This window comes from Mesorhizobium metallidurans STM 2683 (assembly GCF_000350085.1).
Taxonomy (GTDB): Bacteria; Pseudomonadota; Alphaproteobacteria; order Rhizobiales; family Rhizobiaceae; genus Mesorhizobium; species Mesorhizobium metallidurans.
Genome location: NZ_CAUM01000130.1, coordinates 39,953 through 55,667, shown reverse-complemented (window position 1 = coordinate 55,667; position 15,715 = coordinate 39,953). Strand labels below are relative to the sequence as shown.

The window sequence follows — 15,715 nt, the reverse complement described above, 5'->3', positions numbered from 1 at the left end:
CATGGGCCGGGTTTCCATTCCGTCATGAAATAGCTATGAAGCCGGGGCAAGCAAGCCAGCGCCGCGCCGATTCCGATGCGGCAATCCTCTCTCACGGATCAGTCCATGCGTTTGTCGCGCTATTTCCTGCCCATTTCCAAAGAAAATCCGCGCGAGGCCGAAATCGTCTCGCACCGGCTGATGCTACGCGCCGGCATGATCCACCAGCAGGGACAGGGCAGCTTTTCCTGGCTGCCACTCGGCAAGCGGGTGCTGGACAAGGTCTGCCGGATCATTCGCGAGGAGCAGGACCGCGCCGGCGCACTCGAAATCCTGATGCCGACCATTCAGTCGGCTGAGCTGTGGCGCGAAAGCGGCCGCTATGAGGACTACGGCAAGGAGATGCTGCGCATCAAGGACCGGCAGGACCGCGACATGCTCTACGGTCCGACCAATGAGGAAATGGTCACCGAGATATTCCGTTCCTATGTCAGGTCCTACAAGGATCTGCCGATCAACCTCTATCACATCCAGTGGAAATTCCGCGACGAGGTGCGGCCGCGCTTCGGCGTCATGCGCTCACGCGAGTTCCTGATGAAGGACGCCTACTCCTTCGACCTCGATTATGAGGGCGCCAAGGCCGCCTATAACAGGATGTTCGTGTCCTATCTCAGGACCTTCACGCGCATGGGCCTGCAGGCCATTCCTATGCGCGCCGACACCGGACCGATCGGCGGCGACCTCAGCCACGAATTCATCATCCTGGCCGACACCGGCGAGAGCCAGGTTTTCTGTCACCGCGACTATCTTTCGTTGGATGTGCCGGGGGCGAATACCGACTTTTCGAACAACGCCGAGATAGCCGAGATCGTCAAGACGTGGACGACGCCCTACGCGGCCACCGACGAAATGCATGACGAGGCGGCCTGGGACAAGCTCGCCGAGGGCGCCCGCGTCTCGGCACGCGGCATCGAGGTCGGCCATATCTTCCATTTCGGCGACAAATATTCCAAGCCGATGGGCGCCAAGGTGACCGGGCCTGACGGCAAGGACCATTTCGTCTCCGGGGGCTCCTACGGCATCGGCCCGTCACGTCTGGTCGCGGCCATCATCGAGGCCAGCCATGACGACAACGGCATCATCTGGCCGGAAGCGGTGGCGCCGTTCGACATCGGCCTGATCAACATGAAGGCCGGCGACGCCGATTGCGACCGGGTCTGCGATGAGCTTAATTCAGCTTTCACCGCAGCCGGCAAGGACGTGCTCTACGACGATACCGACCAGCGGCCGGGCGGCAAGTTCGCCACCGCCGACCTGATCGGCCTGCCCTGGCAGGTGATCGTCGGGCCGCGCGGCGTTGCCGCCGGCGAGGTCGAGGTCAAGAACCGTAGGAACGGTGAGCGCGAGACGCTGCCGATCGCGGATGTGAAGAAGCGTTTCGGTATCGCCGCATGAGCGAGGCGGCAGCAGGAAAACCTCTGGCCGCCGGGCCGTTTTCCGTCTTCGAGCGCATGGTGGCGTGGCGCTATCTGCGCTCGCGCCGCAAGGAAACGGTGATCTCGGTCATCGCCTCGATCTCCTTTCTGGGCATCATGCTGGGCGTCGCCACGCTGATCGTCGTCATGGCCGTCATGAACGGGTTCCGCGCCGAGCTCCTGACTCGCATCCTCGGCGTCAACGGCCATCTGATCGTACAGCCACTGGACATGCCGCTGGAGGACTATGCGCAGGTCGCCAGCCGCATCAACGGCGTGTCGGGCGTCAAATACGCCATTCCGCTGATCGACGGGCAGGTGCTGGCGCAAGGCAATATCGGCGGCGGCACCGGCGCGCTGGTGCGCGGCATACGCGGCGAGGATCTGGGCAAGATCTCGATCGTCGCCAACAACATCAAGCAGGGCTCGATCGCCGGCTTCGACACAAGCGAGGGCGTCGCCATCGGCAGCCGCATGGCCGAGAATCTCGGCCTCGTGCTCGGCGACACCATCACGCTGATCTCGCCCGACGGCGACGTCACGCCGCTCGGCACCACGCCGCGCATGAAGGGCTATCCGATCACGGCGATCTTCGAGGTCGGCATGTCGGAGTATGACAGCTCCATCGTCTATATGCCGTTTTCGGAAGCGCAGCTCTATTTCAACATGGACGGCCGCGCCCAGACGATCGAGGTCTATGTCGACAATCCCGACAATGTCGACGCGCTGAAGCCGAAGGTCGAGGAGGCCGCCCAGCGTCCGGTCGGTCTCGTCGACTGGCGAGAGCGCAACAAGACCTTCTTCGACGCGCTGCAGGTGGAACGCAACGTCATGTTCATGATCCTGACGCTGATCGTGCTTGTGGCCGCGCTTAACATCATCTCGGGCCTGATCATGCTGGTGAAGGACAAGGGCCACGATATCGCCATCCTGCGCACCATGGGGGCCACGCGCGGCGCCATCCTGCGCATCTTCCTGATGACGGGTGCGGCGATCGGCGTGGTCGGCACCATCGCCGGCGTGCTCCTTGGCGTCGTCATTTGCCTCAACGTCGAGCGTATCCGCCAGTTCTTCTCCTGGCTGGCCAATGAGCGGCTGTTCAACCCCGAGCTCTATTTCCTCAGCCAGCTGCCGGCCCGCATGGATGCCAGCGAGACGATCTCGGTGGTGCTGATGGCGCTGGTGCTGTCGTTCCTGGCGACGCTGTTTCCGGCATGGCGTGCCGCCAGGCTCGATCCGGTCGAAGCGCTGAGGTACGAATGATGGCCGAGGCCATTATCGAGCTGAAGGGCGTCGAGCGGCACTATGTTCAGGGGCCGCGCAAGCTGACCATTCTCAACGGCGCCGATTTTTCTCTGAGGCGCGGCGAGATCGTGGCCCTGGTGGCGCCTTCGGGCACCGGCAAATCGACGCTGCTGCACACCGCCGGACTGCTGGAGCGGCCGGACGCCGGCGACGTGATCCTGGCCGGACGCGCCTGTGGGCGGCTCTCCGATGACGAGCGCACGGCGATCCGCCGCAACGATGTCGGCTTCGTCTATCAATTCCATCATCTGCTGCCGGAATTCTCGGCGCTGGAAAACATCATGATGCCGCAGCTCATCAAAGGGCTGGCGCCGAAGGAGGCTGCCGAGCGGGCAACCCAACTGCTCGACTACATGCAGATCGGCAAGCGGGCGCAGCATCGCCCGTCGGAACTCTCCGGCGGCGAGCAGCAGCGCGTCGCCATTGCGCGCGCCGTTGCCAATGCACCCCTGGTGCTGCTTGCCGACGAGCCGACCGGCAATCTTGACCCGGTTACCGCTTCCTACGTGTTCGAAGCGCTGCAGGCGCTGGTCAAGCAATCGGGCCTGGCGGCGCTGATCGCCACCCACAATCACGAACTCGCCTCGCGCATGGACCGCCGCGTGACGCTTGCCGACGGCAAGGTGGTCCCACTTTAGGCACGTCGATACTCAGGTAAGGTCGGCCTGCGAACGGCGGTTTCCTGCGCTTCCGGTACTCACGGACCAAATGTCCGCTCCGTTCCGGTTCTCGGAACCCACCGCTCTCGGCTCGGCCTGACCTGAGTCTCGACGTGCCTTGGCCGGTGCCGATTGTTACAGGTCTGTGCGAGCACAGCCAGCCCATTTGCCCGTCAACCTTTCCTTAACCCTGCCGAATTGATCGCCGCGATTCCGGAAGAATGCCGGGATTACGGTCGTTGACATTCGAACAAAATTAGAACAAAATACGAACATACCAACAACAGGAGAGAGTTATGGCCGATCTTGTTCAGGATGTCGTTTCGCTGGTGTGCATGAGCACGTTTCTCATTTCCATGGCGATCTGGATCGGAGCGATGTGAGGAGGCGCTGAAAGACATGGCTCGAACGCTGACGCCCCGTTCTTCGCGGGGGGATGGCGCAGCGTAGGAATTCGGTCTTCAGTGAGGTCCTGTCAGCCGACTTTGCGGGCCACCTCGACCTGCAAAGGCGCTGCCGGGCCGAAGACATCTTCGAAGGCCGACTTCAGCGCCAGGTCGAGATCGGCCATTGCTACGGGAAGGCCGAGATCGACAAGGCTGGTGACGCCATGATCCGCAACGCCGCACGGCACGATGCCGCTGAAATGGCCGAGATCCGGCTCGACATTGATGGCGATGCCGTGAAAGCTCACCCAGCGCCGCAGCCTGATGCCGATGGCGGCGATCTTGTCCTCGGCGGGCGATCCATTGGGCAGCGTAGGGCGATCCGGCCGCACCACCCAGACGCCGACGCGGTCTTCGCGGCGCTCGCCCCGAACGTTGAAGGCGGCAAGCGTGGCGATGATCCACTGTTCGAGCGCCGCGATGAAAGCGCGGACATCCTCGCGCCGGCGTTTGAGGTCGAGCATCACATAGGCGACCCGCTGGCCCGGCCCGTGATAGGTGTATTCGCCGCCACGCCCGGCCGCGAATACAGGGAAACGATCCGGCTCGATCAGGTCCTCGAAATGGGCGCTGGTGCCGGCCGTGTAGAGCGGCGGGTGCTCGACCAGCCAGACCATCTCGCCGGCAGCACCAGTTCGGATCGCTTCGGCGCGCGCCTCCATGAAGGCGAGCGCGGCGGGATAAGCGGTGAGACCGGGTTCGATCCGCCATTCGACCGGCGCAGAGCCGGGCAAAGGGAGGAATGACGTGGCGATCTGGCTGCGTTCTGTCATGGTGTATCTCGTCTAAAGCGCGTCTCGTTTAAAGGGAACCATTTGGCGCGCTTTAGATTTTTGTTGATGCATGTCGTTATCCCAAAACCGCTGCGCACTTTTGGGCGACATGCAATAGCCCTTCATATGGCGGCAATCGGTCGAAACGTCCAGTTAGGAGCGCGTTTCGGCCTTCTCGACCCATGTGCCAGTTCCCGGGCGATTATTGCGCGACGCGCCCTTGTTTCGCTGGAAACGATTTGCTACACGCCGCGAGCCGGTTCGTTCCGGCTCCTACCACGTGCGGTCGTGGCGGAATTGGTAGACGCGCAGCGTTGAGGTCGCTGTGGGGCAACCCGTGGAAGTTCGAGTCTTCTCGACCGCACCACCCTTCGCTCTTCGAGCTTCGGGTGGCAGGCCACCTGAAGGTCGTTAGACGAAGGAGTGTCCTCCGAAGCCTTGGCGTAGGAGGACCGTTGTGTTCACGCGGCCTTCTTTGTCCGCGCCAGCGTTTCGGCCATTCTCGCGCGATGGCGCTCGTCAGGCGCGGGTGCTGTGCGCCGTCTTATGACGGCTCGACACCCGGTCCATTCGGCAGATCGACGGTAACGACGAGGCCGGTTGGCAGGTTGTCCTGCAATTCGATCTTGCCGCCGTGGCCCTGGATGATGTCGGCAACGATCGAGAGGCCCAGACCGAAGCCGTGCTTCGATGCAATGCCGCGTGAAGTGTCCTCCTTGAAGAAGGGCTCGAAGACATCGGTGCGCGCCGCCACTGGAATCCCCGGACCGTCGTCGCCGACTGCGATGCGCGCCACCGTGTCGGTCTGCGTCAATGCGACGGTGACATGGCTGGCGAATTTGACCCCATTGTCGCAGAGATTGGTGATCGCACGCGCCAGCGCATTGGGTTTGCACCAGCCGAGCAGCCGGTCAGGTCCGGAATACGAGACCGAAAACCCGACGTCGGAGAATTCGGCGCAGACGGTTTGCAGCACGCTGGCAATGTCGGCGCGCTGCAACTTCTCCGTCGAGACATCGTTGCGCAGATAGGTCAATGTCTCGTTGATCAGATCCTCGATATGCTGAATATCGGACAGCATCGCGGTGCGGGTGGTGTTGTCCTCCATGCGCTCGGTGCGAAGCCGCAGCCGCGTCAAAGGCGTGCGCAGATCGTGGCTGACGCTGCGCAGCATGCGGGTGCGGTTTTCGATCATCGTCCGGATACGTGTTCTCATCCGGTTCAGCGCCCGCGCCAGGCCAATCATCTCGATGGAGCCGTGTTCGACGAAAAACTCGTCGCCATTCTCGATCTCGGCCGAACCGACAGCCGTCGAGATGCGTTTCAACGGGTCTGTCACGGTCCATACCGCAAAAAGCCAGATCAGCGTGGGCAAGGCGATGAAAGCCATGAACTTGTAGAACAAGGAGCGGACGAGGTCTGACGTCAGTAAGGTGTCGGGTACTCCGAAGTGAGCCAGCATGGTCTGCTGGTCCAGGCCAATGACCAATGCGGATTGGCCATCGACAGTCAGCCATCGCCAGTCAATCGGCCTGTCTTCGAACCCGAGAAGCCATTCGATGTTTCGCCACTGCACATAAGAATATGGAATATTCTCGATCTTTTCCTTCGAAAGTATCTTGAAATCCAGGCCCGCACGAGCCGTCGCTGCCAGGATCGCGTCGCGAGCCTCCGCTGGTGCGTCGCGCAACAGGCCGGCAACCACGCTGGCTCGTATGACACTGTCGTCGATGACCGGCAGGTCGATATTCCTCGTAAAACTTTCGATGACCGATCCGGCGGACATGATCACAAAAACCGCGACGAGGATGATCGCCGTGAGCTGCCCACGCACCGACTGCGGCAGGCTGCGGCGGATGAAGTTCCTCATGCTTCCTCCACCGTTGCGGTGAAGATGTAGCCACCCAACCGAACAGTTTTGAGAAGCACCGGATCGCGCGCGTCCTTTTCGATCTTCTGGCGGATGCGGCTGACATGAACGTCGACGCTTCGCTCGATCGGTCCGGCAAGCCCGGCATGAGTTACGCCGAGAAGCTCCTCGCGCGAAAGAACCCGGCCTGCGTTGCGACAGAACGCGAGCAACAGGTCAAATTCATGCGTCGTGGTCGAAACCCGGGCATGGCTCGGATCATGCAATTGCCGGCGTATGGGGTCGAGGCGCCAGCCGTTGAAGAGAAGCACCCTCGACCAATCCCGCTCGTCGGGAGCGTAGGCGGTGCGGCGCAGCAGCGCCCGTATCCTGGCCGTCAGTTCGCGCGCGCTGAACGGTTTCGTCACGTAATCGTCCGCGCCGATCTCCAGTCCGAAGACACGGTCGATTTCCTCGCCAAGCGCGGTCAGCATCAGGATCGGAACATTCGTTTCGGCGCGAAGACGGCGGCAGATGTTGAGGCCGCTTTCACCAGGCAGCATGACATCGAGCACGATGAGATCGAATTTCTGGCTGCGAAGCGCGGCATTCATCCGGACGCCATTCTCGGCTATTTCCACGATCATGCCGTTTTCGGTGAGTGTCTCGCCCAGCATGCGCGCGATCTCGGCGTCGTCCTCGACGATGAGGATACGCGAACCTTGCCTTGCCGATTTGGATTCGGCGGCCAACTCGCTTTGGTGCCTTTGCCGTGCGACATTTGCCATTGCCTGACCGGTGACCTGTGTGGGCGTCAGAATCGATATCCGACGAGTAGCATTCCTGTAGGCTGCACTTTTTCGACGACGATCGGGCTGTCCGCGGCGTCACCCACGAGAAAGCCGACCCCCGCTTCGCCGCGCACCATCCAGTTCTGGTTGAGCATATATGTGGCGGAAATCGAAAAATCGGCGCGCTTCAACCCGGCGCCGGCATCGTAGCGCGCCAGCCCAGAGCGAGCCGATTGTTCCGCCGTGACGCCGAAATAGGCCTGCATATGATTTTCGTCGGCGAACACGGCGGAGGCGCTGGCGCCGATCATCAATGATTGCGATAAAGGCTGGTTGACCTCGACCCCAACCCTGCCGACCATGCCGTCGCTGCCGCCGATGGTCTTGTCCAATTGCGCGAAGATTTGGGCCGGGCCGAAATTCATGGCGGCCTTCGCGCCGACGGTCGCGCCCATGCCGATGTCGCCCAGCCCGCGCAGACGGTCGCCATCGTCTTCATCGCGGCCCATTTCATAGCCAAGCCGCGCGCTGAATTCGAACCGATCCTGTTTATAGACGGCGATGTTGGCGCCTGTCGGATCGATCGTCACCACGTCGAGGAATGTCGCCGTGACAAAGGGCACCGGCATGATCTTGAACTTGTCGCTGCCCTCATATTCCGGGACGATGATCGCGCCGCCGCCCACGACAACATGCCAGTCGGACAGTTTTTGCTGGAAGCGCGCGAAACGGGAAGGTTCGGGCGGCGGCAGAGCGAAATCGTCCGAATTCACCGCAATGGCGTCGGCGGCAAATGCTATTTCCGGATACGTTGAAAACAGGATGGCCATCGCTGCAAGGGATGCCCGGCCGGCAAATATTCCAGAGTCCATTTTGGCGAACATGCGCGCTCCAGTATAGCGAGGCGATAAGCCCCCCAATGCTCTCACCATTTCAGACGAAAGCGGCGGCATGCGTTAAGTGATGTTAAGTTTTGTTGCGCAATCGTGGTTTCATCTTGGTGCCGAGGTAACGTCCCTCCGCCCGGCAATCCAAATCGCATCGATCTTCGCGCAACGCAGGGCAGGGCGCATTTCGTTTGATATTCCGTGCGTTGCGCGGGCCGGTTCTCGTGCCGAATCTCACCACCGCTCTATCTTTGTGTTTGAGCATCGAATTTTGCCAAAACCGGTTTCCCCTTTTCTGGATCATGGTCTAGACCTGACAGGCACCTTTTCCGGAATGCTGATGGCGGGAGGCGCTGGTGGAAGGCCAGGACGAACAAGACACCAGAGCCGCTGAGGACGGCCACGCCGATATCTACGGCGAGGACGGCGCCGTCCTGTCGTCGTTCCTGGCCCAGATCGGTGCGGCGATCGCCGATCGCGACACGCTGACGCTGAAGCGCGAAGTCAACGACCTGCACCAGTCGGAACTGGGCGACCTGCTCGAGGCGCTGCACCCCGAGCAGCGCCGTGCTCTGGTCGAATTATTGGGCGCCGACTTCGACTTCTCGGCGCTGACCGAGGTCGACGAGGCGATCCGCATGGAGATCGTCGACAATCTGCCCAACGAGCAGATCGCGCAAGCGGTGCAGGAACTCGATTCCGACGACGCCGTCTACATCCTCGAAGATCTCGAAAAGGAAGATCAGGACGAGATCCTGTCGCAACTGCCGTTCACCGAGCGGATCAGGCTGCGCCGTTCGCTCGACTATCCCGAAGAGACCGCCGGCCGCCGGATGCAGACGGAGTTCGTCGCGGTGCCGCCGTTCTGGACGGTCGGCCAGACCATCGACTACATGCGCGAGGATCAGGACCTTCCCGACCGCTTCAGTCAGATTTTCGTCATCGATCCGAGCTTCAAGCTGCTTGGCGCCATCGACCTCGACCAGATCCTGCGCGCCAAGCGCTCGGTCAAGGTCGAAGAGGTCATGCATGAGACGCGGCACGCCATTCCGGCGACCATGGACCAGGAAGAGGCGGCGCGGGAATTCGAGCAATATGACCTTTTGTCGGCTGCGGTCGTCGACGAGAACGAGCGCCTGGTCGGCGTGCTGACCATCGACGATGTGGTCGACGTCATCCAGCAGGAAGCCGAGGAGGACCTGTTGCGCATGGGCGGCGTCGGCGACGAAGAACTGTCCGATACAGTTGCTGCGACATCGCGCTCGCGGGTGCCGTGGCTGCTGGTCAATCTCGGCACAGCCTTCATTTCGGCCTCCGTGATCAGCATGTTCGGTGCGACGATCGAGGAAATGGTGGCACTTGCCGCGCTGATGCCGATCGTCGCTTCGTTGGGCGGCAATGCCGGCACGCAGACGATGACAGTGACCGTGCGCGCGCTCGCCACACGCGACCTCGATATCTACAATGCCGGCCGCGTCATCCGGCGCGAGGTTATGGTCGGCATGCTGAATGGCACGATCATTGCGACGATCCTCGGGCTGGTCGCCGGCCTCTGGTTCCACAATGCCGATCTCGGCCTCGTCATTGCCGCGGCGATGATCGTCAACATGCTGGCCGCGGCGCTGGGCGGCATCCTGATTCCGCTGTTCCTCGACAAGCTCGGCGCCGATCCGGCGATTTCGTCATCGATCTTCACGACGATGATCACCGACGTCATCGGTTTCCTCGCCTTCCTTAGCCTTGCCACTTGGTGGCTGCGTCTGGGCGCGGGAGTCGGATAAGGCGCTTCAATTGACTTTTACGTAAGTTGCGTGCGAGGCTTCGACGGGGAGCTGCCGGTCGATTCCGGCACGGGATGAGCCCTTTTGGACAGAAGGGCGACGCCGAATGATCGGCAATCCGCCAGTCCAGGCATTTGGAGTGACGATGCGGGAATATTATTCGATCACCGAACTGACCCGCGAATTCGACGTGTCGACGCGGACATTGCGCTTCTATGAGGATGAGGGGCTGGTACAGCCGGTGCGGCGCGGCCGCACCCGGCTGTTCCGCCCGTCCGACCGGCATCTCATCCGCCAGATCATGCGCGGCAAAAGGCTCGGCTTCTCGATCAATGAAATCCGCGAAATCATCCAGATGTACAAGGAGCCGCCCGGCGAGGTCGGCCAGCTCAAGTTGATGATCAAGCGCATCGAGGAAAAGCGCGAGGATCTCAGGCAGAAGCGCCGCGACCTCGAGGAGACACTGGCCGAGCTCGACCAGGCCGAGGAATCCTGCGTCGAACGGCTGGTCGAACTCGGCGTCAATACTTAACGGCCTTGCCTCGGCACTTAACGGCCTTGCCTCGGCTCAAATCCAGCGCCTGACCCTTTTCGCGTAGTCCCGGTACTTCTTGCCGAATTTCGCCGCCAGTATTTTCTCCTCGCCTTCGACCGCGGCCTTCTGCGTTGCGAAGGCGGCGATGAATGCCATCGGCAGGAACCAGGCGATGCCCGATACGAAGGCGATGCCGATCATGAACAGCGTGTTGGCCAGATAGATCGGGTTGCGGCTGATGGCGAAGGGGCCTGACGTGATCAGATGCTCCGGCACGCCATTCGGGTTGAGGGTCGTCTTCGCCCGGATCATGGTTCGGATCGCCGTGAACCAGAGTGCGACGACGCCGAATAGCGCCACAAGACCGGCAGCGAACAGGATGTCGCCGAGAAGGTCGCCGATCCACGGCAGCGGGTAGAACAGGCCGAGCGCGACGCTGATGGCGATCGCCGCGAGATAGATCAGCGGTGGCCATGGTATGTGCCCGGGCTTCGGCAGTCCTGTTTTCGGCTGATTGGCGGTCATTGTTGGCCTCCCTCCATCAATGTGCTCTCGGTCTTGGCGGTGCAAGCGCCGGCGAGTTCGCCAATATGCGCCTTCCATTCCGGAGTCTGATCGTTGCTGTAGAGCCGATCAAGCGTGGCCTCGCCCTCGAGCGTGTCGAGCATGCACACACAATAGTTGGAGCAGAACTCCGTGTCGCGTGTCTGCTCGCACGATAGCTGACAGGATTTCAGGAAAGTCACTCCCTTGGTCTCGACCTGTGCCGGCATGATTTGCGAAAACAGCCAGACCGAGCCGATCAGCACCGGCTGGTGGATCAGGTAGAAGGCGAGGCCGTGCCGGCCGATGAACACCAGTGGATTTGACCAGCGGCCAGGCACGAGGTTCGCCAGCCGCGCCAGCACTCCGGAGGCGGAGCCGAGTTTCGCCGCCGCGATGCCCAGCAGCACGGCGCCGAACCATGGAAACAGTGGCACATAGTCGTTGGAGCGCGGATTGGATGCCGACAGGCCGACCCACCATAGGGCCGGATGGTCGAAGATCTCGGACCTGAGATAGAAGGGTGCGGCGATGACGAGGGCCGCGACGACAAGCGTCAGCAACGCCGGCAGCCGCAGGAACGCCAGGCCGAGCAGGCTGGCCAGCGCGATCTGGTGCAGGATGCCGAAGAAAACGAAGCCGTCCGGCGTGGCGACCCTGGTGACGACCGATATGGCAATTGCCGCTACGGCGACCATGGCGAAGCGTTTCCAGAAGCCTGGCCAGCGGATCTGTTTGCCGTTGGCGAGATAGAGGCTGACGCCGACCAGGAACAGGAAGGTCGAGGCGATGCAGCGCGCGTAGAACTTCCACCAGCCGAAGGCGGTCAGGCCGGGGTCGGTGTAGCCGAAGAATTCGAGGTCCCAGGTGAAATGATAGCTTGCCATGGCAAGCAGGGCGATGCCGCGCGCGATGTCGATGGCGATGATGCGCTTTTGTCGATCCTGAACGGGTGCGGTCGGCGTATGGATGCTCATGGTCTCGCAATTCTGATTCAGCCCCGCAAGACATCTATCACGGTTGCACCTGACAACAGAAGCTGACCATCGATGGCCTCGACGCTGATCTCCGCATCAAAGCTCGCTTTAGGCCAGCGCCGGAAAGCCTTTGACCAGCTTCGCTTTTTGCCGTGAACGTGTCGGTTTCCTGTTACCGGGTCAGGAATTACCACGGCAGATTTGGGCCCGCGTTCTGCTTTGGGCGATTCTGCTTCGGGGAGGGCAATGGCTACCCATGTGCGCCATCCGATCGGGCTTCCGGCCTTGCGACCGGCGGATGCACGCACCTTCGCCTCGCTCTATGCGGTCGAATCCTTCGCGCGCGCCACCGTGTCGAGCGTCATCCCGATCCAGGCCTACGAAATCCTCCGCAACGAACAGATCGTCTCGATCCTCTACACCGTCGTGGCGCTGCTCGGCCTGTCGGTGACGCTGTTCATGCCGATGCTGATCCGGCGCTTTGCCCGGCGCTGGGTCTACACCGCAGGCGCCTGCCTGCTTGCCGTCGGCTCGCTGTTCTTCGTTACGCACACGCTCACCGGGCAATTGGTGGGCATGCTTTGCCGCGTGATGGGCGCCAGCGCGCTCTCGATCACGCTCAGCCTCTACATCATGGACCATATCCGCAAGACCGATTTCATGCAGGCCGAATCGCTGCGCATGGCGTGGTCGATGCTCGCCTGGACCAGCGGGCCGACACTCGGCATCTTCCTCTACACGCGTTTCGGCATCTATGCCGCGCATGGCGCGGTCGCCATCTTCGCCATGGCCCTGCTGGCGCTGTTCTGGACCTACAGGCTCGGCGACAACCCGTCGATCCGCCCGGGCAAGACGCGGCCGGCCAATCCGCTTGCTAATATCGGCCGTTTCGTCGCGCAGCCCAGGCTGCGGCTCGCCTGGCTGATCGCCTTCGGCCGTTCCTGCTTCTGGACGACGTTCTTTGTCTACGGGCCGCTATTCATGGTGATCACCGGCGAGGGCGAACTCGCCGGCGGCCTGCTGGTCTCGGCGGGCAATGCGCTGTTGTTCACGGCCATCTTCTGGGGCAGAGTGGGACAGCGTTTTGGTGGCCGGCGCACCATGACATCAGCCTATTTCGCCATGTCGGCCATGCTGCTGGCGGCGGGCGCCGTCGGTGAATCCGTGCCGTTTCTTACCGGTGCCTTGCTGCTGTGCGGCGCATTCTTCGCCATCGCTCTCGACGCGCTGGGCTCGACCGCCTTCATGCGCTCGGTGCGGTTCTACGAGAGGGCGCAGATGGCGGCGGTCTATCGCACCTATCTCGACTTTTCCGAGCTGACACCGCCGCTGGTCTATTCGGTGGTGCTGGCGTTTTTCGGGTTGGGCTCGGTGTTCGCCACGCTCGGCCTGCTAGCGGCGGTTTGCGGCTTCGTTACCTGGCGCTATCTGCCAAAATCCCTTTGATATTCAGGGCTTGGGCGAATGTGCTGCACTGCGCTCGCGCACCCAATTGTGGAAGCGGTGCAGGTCGTATTCCTCGGGCATCAGCACTCCAGCCTTGTGGCGCATCGAGCGCAAGCCCTTCTGATTGACCTCGCAAATACCAGCGTCCTCCTCCAGCACCTGCCTGCCGAAGGCGACGATGTTGTCGATGTCGGCCGAGGGCGCTTCGAGCGCTTCGGACGAAAAAAGCCATTCGGCGGTGAGTTCGGTCTGCTCCGGGCCAAGCGGCACGAGTCGCACGGTCCTGACATAGTCAACATGACCGACGATGAACATCGACGGCAGGCTGGTGGCGTAGGTCTGGCCGGCGGCGCGCTCTGCCGGGGTAAGATCGGCAAAGACCGGCCCATGCGCCTGTCCGTCGCTCGACCAGGTCTCGGCGCCGGCCCTGAGGCCACCGGAAAACTCCGGCGCGTCATTGTCGGCGTGACGCGCCCATTGGGGATCGTCATGCCGGCCCATCAGGCCGCGGCCGTAGATCGGCACCAGCCTTGACAGGTCCTTGTGGACGCCCGGGCAGTGCAGGCATTCGTTGAAGTTCTCCCAGAAGATCTTCCAGTTGCAGTTCATCACCTTGCGCAGCACATGGCCCGACACCAGCGTTTCCAGCGGCCAGTTGGAGAGGTCGCCGGATGCGGGATCGAAGGATGTCTCAGCCGAACCGCCGGCATCCTCGGCGAGATTGACGAAGACAAAGCCGCTCCACACCGACAGCGCGACGCGGTAGAGCGGATGCTCGGCCTTGTCGAAACCTTCAGGTAGTGACTTCGACGGCACGCGCACGAGATCGCCGCGCAGCGAATAGGACCAGGCGTGATAGGGACAGGTGATGAGCCGTGCCTTCAGCCGGCCCTCGCTCTCCTGGCAAAGCTGCGAGCCGCGATGCCGGCAGGTGTTGTGGAAGGCGCGCAACGCGCCTGTCTCGTCGCGCAGCACGACGATCTCCTGCGTGCCGATCCGGAATGTCCTGAAAGCCAGCGGCTGGGCAAGGTCGGCCTCGCGGCAGACAAGCAGCCAGCTTTTGTACCAGATGGCGTCGAGATCGCGCTGATAGGCTTCCGCGTCCCAATAGGCTGATGAGGGCAGCGTCGGCTCGGCCCGGGTCAGGCCATTATAGGGATCACGCTCGCTCGGACCGGGTTGCATGACAGGCTTCCTGTGATGCACCAGCCGACACCCCGGCAAATCGTTTGTCAATTGGGGCTACGGCATTGCCGGCTTCGGTCGTGATGCCTAATCATGCCGGAAGCAACGGGATTGGGACATGACCGCACGACAGATGTCACTCACGCCCGAACTGGTGGCGCGCTGTTTTCGCACCGTCGAGGATAGCGGACCCGACCCGGACGCAATGCATCTCGACGACAGCGACTACAATGCGATGCTGGATGCGTTCGAGGCGGAACTGCCTGCAAGCGAACCGCTCTGGCTATTCGGTTATGGCTCGCTGATCTGGAAGCCCGAAATCGACCATGTCGAGGAACAGGTCGCGGTGGCGCGCGGCTGGCACCGATCCTTCTGCATGAACATGACGCGCTGGCGCGGCACCAAGCAGAGCCCGGGGCTGATGATGGCGCTGGACCGCGGCGGACAATGCAAGGGTGTTGCCTTTCGGCTGAGCGATGGCGATCGCCGCGCGCAGATCGACAAGCTTTTCAGGCGTGAGGTGACGCTGAAGCCGACGAGCTACCATCCGCGCCTGCTCTCGCTGGCAAGCGACAGCGGGCCGTTCAAGGCGCTGGCCTTCGTCATCAATCGCAAGGGAACGACCTATGGCGGACCGCTTGGGGAAGAAGAGGTGGTCGAAAAGCTCGCCACATCCTGCGGGCACTGGGGATCAGGCGCCGACTACCTCTACAACACGGTGAAAAATTTGGAAGAGCGCGGCATTCACGATCGCCATCTGTGGCGGCTGCAGCGGCTGGTTGCCGAGCGGATCGCTGCCTCGAAGCCTTGAAACCGCGTGGCGCATTCACGCTGGTAACGGGCGGAATTTGGTTTGCCGGGCGCGACGATTCTGCCTATAGTCACGGCTGTCGTCGGTTCCGTTAGGGACCAAGAGGGAATGCGGTGAGGGTGAATTCCTGCCCAATGCCGTGGCTGCCCCCGCAACTGTGTGCGGTAGTCCTCTCCATATGCCACTGAAGATTTTTCTTCGGGAAGGTGGGGAAGGGCGCTGATCCGCGAGCCAGGAGACCTGCCGGCGACAGGGAAATGACTTCTATGCCCT

The 15,715-nt window shown here is 62.0% G+C and carries 14 protein-coding genes, 1 tRNA gene and 1 riboswitch; of the genes, 8 read left to right on the top strand and 7 right to left on the bottom strand.

Annotated features, from left to right (window positions below):
- Positions 1-105 precede the first annotated feature (105 nt).
- The 3 genes from proS to MESS2_RS21225 are packed head-to-tail and all read left to right on the top strand — an operon-like array spanning position 106 to position 3,397.
- Entirely contained in the window at positions 106-1,434 is a 1,329-nt protein-coding gene (gene proS, locus MESS2_RS21235; protein WP_008876509.1) for a proline--tRNA ligase, read from the top strand.
- The gene (locus MESS2_RS21230; protein ID WP_008876508.1) at positions 1,431-2,717 is read left to right on the top strand and encodes a lipoprotein-releasing ABC transporter permease subunit; all 1,287 of its coding nucleotides are present in this window, start codon (positions 1,431-1,433) and stop codon (positions 2,715-2,717) included. The genes proS and MESS2_RS21230 overlap by 4 nt, the downstream gene beginning before the upstream one ends.
- Entirely contained in the window at positions 2,714-3,397 is a 684-nt protein-coding gene (locus MESS2_RS21225) for an ABC transporter ATP-binding protein (protein WP_008876507.1), read from the top strand. The genes MESS2_RS21230 and MESS2_RS21225 overlap by 4 nt, the downstream gene beginning before the upstream one ends.
- 496 nt (positions 3,398-3,893) lie before the next feature.
- On the opposite strand, the gene lipB is transcribed toward MESS2_RS21225, so the two are convergent.
- Positions 3,894-4,637 carry a lipoyl(octanoyl) transferase LipB gene (gene lipB, locus MESS2_RS21220; protein ID WP_008876504.1) on the bottom strand — a complete coding sequence of 248 codons (744 nt, stop codon included), beginning with the start codon at positions 4,635-4,637 and terminating at the stop codon, positions 3,894-3,896.
- 282 nt (positions 4,638-4,919) lie between these two features.
- Between lipB and MESS2_RS21215 the strand changes: the two genes are divergently transcribed.
- Positions 4,920-5,004: transfer RNA gene (locus tag MESS2_RS21215), tRNA-Leu, on the top strand.
- 177 nt (positions 5,005-5,181) lie between these two features.
- Here the strand turns inward: MESS2_RS21215 and MESS2_RS21210 are convergent.
- Genes MESS2_RS21210 through MESS2_RS21200 form a run of 3 tightly spaced genes read right to left on the bottom strand, consistent with a single transcriptional unit; the run spans position 5,182 to position 8,161 of the window.
- Positions 5,182-6,507 (bottom strand): sensor histidine kinase, encoded by a 1,326-nt coding sequence (locus MESS2_RS21210; RefSeq protein WP_008876502.1) that lies wholly within the window; start codon positions 6,505-6,507, stop codon positions 5,182-5,184.
- Complete coding sequence (locus MESS2_RS21205) at positions 6,504-7,274, bottom strand: response regulator (protein ID WP_008876501.1); 771 nt, start codon at positions 7,272-7,274, stop codon at positions 6,504-6,506. Before MESS2_RS21205 ends, MESS2_RS21210 begins: the two co-directional genes overlap by 4 nt.
- A gap of 26 nt (positions 7,275-7,300) precedes the next feature.
- Positions 7,301-8,161, bottom strand: a complete 861-nt coding sequence (locus tag MESS2_RS21200) for a MipA/OmpV family protein (protein ID WP_008876500.1) — start codon at positions 8,159-8,161, stop codon at positions 7,301-7,303.
- A gap of 359 nt (positions 8,162-8,520) precedes the next feature.
- On the opposite strand from MESS2_RS21200, the gene mgtE reads away from it, so the two are divergent.
- Together mgtE and MESS2_RS21190 are read left to right on the top strand one after the other, a co-directional pair.
- Positions 8,521-9,945, top strand: coding sequence for a magnesium transporter (gene mgtE, locus MESS2_RS21195; RefSeq protein WP_008876499.1), 1,425 nt, complete (start codon positions 8,521-8,523; stop codon positions 9,943-9,945).
- A gap of 145 nt (positions 9,946-10,090) precedes the next feature.
- Positions 10,091-10,477 carry a MerR family transcriptional regulator gene (locus MESS2_RS21190; protein WP_006203215.1) on the top strand — a complete coding sequence of 129 codons (387 nt, stop codon included), beginning with the start codon at positions 10,091-10,093 and terminating at the stop codon, positions 10,475-10,477.
- Between the two features lie 36 nt (positions 10,478-10,513).
- On the opposite strand, the gene MESS2_RS21185 is transcribed toward MESS2_RS21190, so the two are convergent.
- Together MESS2_RS21185 and MESS2_RS21180 are read right to left on the bottom strand one after the other, a co-directional pair.
- Positions 10,514-11,005 (bottom strand): methyltransferase family protein, encoded by a 492-nt coding sequence (locus tag MESS2_RS21185; protein WP_008876497.1) that lies wholly within the window; start codon positions 11,003-11,005, stop codon positions 10,514-10,516.
- Positions 11,002-12,000: a heparan-alpha-glucosaminide N-acetyltransferase gene (locus tag MESS2_RS21180; RefSeq protein WP_008876496.1), complete on the bottom strand. Its 999-nt coding sequence runs from the start codon at positions 11,998-12,000 to the stop codon at positions 11,002-11,004. The genes MESS2_RS21185 and MESS2_RS21180 overlap by 4 nt, the downstream gene beginning before the upstream one ends.
- 246 nt (positions 12,001-12,246) lie before the next feature.
- Here MESS2_RS21180 and MESS2_RS21175 point away from each other — a divergent pair, with 246 nt between their 5' ends.
- Complete coding sequence (locus MESS2_RS21175) at positions 12,247-13,446, top strand: MFS transporter (RefSeq protein WP_008876494.1); 1,200 nt, start codon at positions 12,247-12,249, stop codon at positions 13,444-13,446.
- 3 nt (positions 13,447-13,449) lie between these two features.
- On the opposite strand, the gene MESS2_RS21170 is transcribed toward MESS2_RS21175, so the two are convergent.
- Positions 13,450-14,631: an aromatic ring-hydroxylating oxygenase subunit alpha gene (locus MESS2_RS21170; RefSeq protein WP_008876493.1), complete on the bottom strand. Its 1,182-nt coding sequence runs from the start codon at positions 14,629-14,631 to the stop codon at positions 13,450-13,452.
- A 118-nt stretch (positions 14,632-14,749) separates the two neighbouring features.
- Here MESS2_RS21170 and MESS2_RS21165 point away from each other — a divergent pair, with 118 nt between their 5' ends.
- The gene (locus tag MESS2_RS21165) at positions 14,750-15,442 is read left to right on the top strand and encodes a gamma-glutamylcyclotransferase (protein ID WP_008876492.1); all 693 of its coding nucleotides are present in this window, start codon (positions 14,750-14,752) and stop codon (positions 15,440-15,442) included.
- A 66-nt stretch (positions 15,443-15,508) separates the two neighbouring features.
- Positions 15,509-15,704: riboswitch (cobalamin riboswitch) on the top strand.
- Positions 15,705-15,715: the final 11 nt, after the last annotated feature.

Bases quoted from the DNA above. Each gene is read 5' to 3' on its own strand.
- proS (WP_008876509.1), top strand. From the start codon at position 106: ATGCGTTTGTCGCGCTATTTCCTGCCCATTTCCAAAGAAAATCCGCGC.
- MESS2_RS21230 (WP_008876508.1), top strand. From the start codon at position 1,431: ATGAGCGAGGCGGCAGCAGGAAAACCTCTGGCCGCCGGGCCGTTTTCC.
- MESS2_RS21225 (WP_008876507.1), top strand. From the start codon at position 2,714: ATGATGGCCGAGGCCATTATCGAGCTGAAGGGCGTCGAGCGGCACTAT.
- lipB (WP_008876504.1), bottom strand. From the start codon at position 4,637: ATGACAGAACGCAGCCAGATCGCCACGTCATTCCTCCCTTTGCCCGGC.
- MESS2_RS21210 (WP_008876502.1), bottom strand. From the start codon at position 6,507: ATGAGGAACTTCATCCGCCGCAGCCTGCCGCAGTCGGTGCGTGGGCAG.
- MESS2_RS21205 (WP_008876501.1), bottom strand. From the start codon at position 7,274: ATGGCAAATGTCGCACGGCAAAGGCACCAAAGCGAGTTGGCCGCCGAA.
- MESS2_RS21200 (WP_008876500.1), bottom strand. From the start codon at position 8,161: ATGTTCGCCAAAATGGACTCTGGAATATTTGCCGGCCGGGCATCCCTT.
- MESS2_RS21190 (WP_006203215.1), top strand. From the start codon at position 10,091: ATGCGGGAATATTATTCGATCACCGAACTGACCCGCGAATTCGACGTG.
- MESS2_RS21185 (WP_008876497.1), bottom strand. From the start codon at position 11,005: ATGACCGCCAATCAGCCGAAAACAGGACTGCCGAAGCCCGGGCACATA.
- MESS2_RS21180 (WP_008876496.1), bottom strand. From the start codon at position 12,000: ATGAGCATCCATACGCCGACCGCACCCGTTCAGGATCGACAAAAGCGC.
- MESS2_RS21175 (WP_008876494.1), top strand. From the start codon at position 12,247: ATGGCTACCCATGTGCGCCATCCGATCGGGCTTCCGGCCTTGCGACCG.
- MESS2_RS21170 (WP_008876493.1), bottom strand. From the start codon at position 14,631: ATGCAACCCGGTCCGAGCGAGCGTGATCCCTATAATGGCCTGACCCGG.
- MESS2_RS21165 (WP_008876492.1), top strand. From the start codon at position 14,750: ATGACCGCACGACAGATGTCACTCACGCCCGAACTGGTGGCGCGCTGT.